This window comes from Catenibacterium sp. (assembly GCF_052354645.1).
Classification (GTDB): domain Bacteria; phylum Bacillota_I; class Bacilli_A; order Erysipelotrichales; family Coprobacillaceae; genus Catenibacterium; species Catenibacterium mitsuoka_A.
Genome location: NZ_DAWDDM010000347.1, coordinates 1 through 1,799 on the forward strand (window position 1 = coordinate 1; position 1,799 = coordinate 1,799).

The window sequence follows — 1,799 nt, forward strand, 5'->3', positions numbered from 1 at the left end:
GATGAAATATTATGATGTTGATGTAATTTTATTACAATCACAATCAGAAAGCGATTATAAAACTAGTGCAAATATAGTAGAGATAAACAAAAGAAAATACATCAATAATTATGAACTGTTGTTTCACAGTGTAATTGGATTAAAAAAATATATTCGAGAAAATAACCCCAAGGCAATTATTTCATTTATGGAATTACCTAACTTGATCAATATGCTTGTGAATGGTAATCATAAAAGGATAGTTTCAGTGAGAAATCATATGTCTGCTAAATGGAAAGATAAAAGAAATATATGGAATTGGTCTATACGATGTATGTATAAAAAGGCAGATTCTATTGTTTCGCCTACTCAATTAATAGCTGATGATTTGATTAAGAATTATAAAATTGAAAAGAAAAAGATTAAATTAATTAGTAATCCGTATAAAATAGATTCAATTAGAAAAAATCTTGTGCAAAAAGTTCCAACAGAGTATACGATTACAACAATGGGGTCGCTTGTTAAAGCAAAGGGAGTATTTAACCTTTTAAAATCTTATATAATGTTTTGCAATGCTCATCCGGAAATAGTAAGTAAATTGGTTTTTATTGGCAAAGGAGTTGAGGAAGTAAATTTAAGAAGAATGGCGTCGGAAGCAGGAATCGATGAAAAGGTAGTATTTAAGGGATTTATGTTAAACCCACATGAAGAAGTGGCTAAATCTAATCTTTATGTATTATCTTCATTTTATGAAGGGTTTCCTAATGCTTTGGTAGAAGCTATGATCTGTCAAGTTCCTGTAATTGCGACAAATTGTCCTTCTGGTCCAAGTGAAATTTTATCTGATACAGAATTAAAGAATATAGATGGTATTACTATGTGTGATTATGGGTATCTTATGCCAGTATTTGATAAGAATGTAGAAGAAAAAGAAAGAAATTTAGCCAAATTTTTTTATGATTTCTATATGACTTCAGAGCGAGAAAAAAAATATATGATTGAAAAGGCGACTTTAAAGACGCTAACATTTGAAGCAAGTAAAGTTGCAAAAGAGTGGAGAGAACTTATTGAGGTGTTATAATGAGTGTAATATCTAGAATTGTAAACAAAATAAAAAGGAATAGAGATAGCATTAAATATTGGAAAAACAGGGGAGTGCTTATTGGCAAAGATTGTATGATAAACTCTTCAGCAGAGTTTGGCACAGAACCTTACCTAGTGAAACTAGGAAATCATGTTAGAATTAATGCAGGCGTTCAATTCGTTACACATGATGGAGGATGTTGGGTTTTACGAAAAATAAGCTCAATAGAGAACAAAGAAAATATTGATCTTTTCGGAAGTATAAGTGTAGGTTCAAATGTTCATATAGGAACTAATGCTATTATTATGCCTAACGTAAAGATTGGTAGTAATTGCATTATTGGTTGTGGAGCTGTTGTAACACATGACGTACCTGATAATTATATAGTGGGGGGGTACCGGCTCGGATCATAGAGAATATACAGGAATATGGAAATAAACATGAGGATGATTTTATGTTTATAAAAGGTTTTTCTCAAGATGAAAAGAGAAAAATTCTAATAACTAAATTTGAAGATGATTTGAAATGAGGCTGAAAATATGAAGAATAGTGTGAAGAAGAATTTATTGTATCAATCATTTTATGAAATTATCATAATTATTCTTCCATTACTTACTTCACCGTATATTTCTCGCGTATTAGGTGCAGAAAATCTTGGAATCTTTTCTTACACTTATTCTGTTGCGTATTATTTTCAATTGCTAGGGATGCTTGGAATTAAGTTTTATGGAAACAG

Annotated in this window: 3 protein-coding genes; all 3 read left to right on the forward strand. The window is 30.4% G+C overall.

Going from position 1 to position 1,799, the window contains the following annotated elements; translation table 11 throughout:
- The coding region (locus ACT8VG_RS10835; protein WP_444195879.1) for a glycosyltransferase at positions 1-1,060 on the forward strand (1,060 nt) is incomplete at its 5' end.
- A complete protein-coding gene (locus tag ACT8VG_RS10840) occupies positions 1,060-1,476 on the forward strand; it encodes an acyltransferase (RefSeq protein WP_444195880.1) in 417 nt (138 codons plus the stop codon). The genes ACT8VG_RS10835 and ACT8VG_RS10840, both read left to right, overlap by 1 nt.
- Before the next feature lie 126 nt (positions 1,477-1,602).
- On the forward strand, positions 1,603-1,799 hold a 197-nt coding region (locus ACT8VG_RS10845), incomplete at its 3' end, for an oligosaccharide flippase family protein (protein WP_444195881.1).

Bases quoted from the DNA above. Each gene is read 5' to 3' on its own strand.
- ACT8VG_RS10840 (WP_444195880.1), top strand. From the start codon at position 1,060: ATGAGTGTAATATCTAGAATTGTAAACAAAATAAAAAGGAATAGAGAT.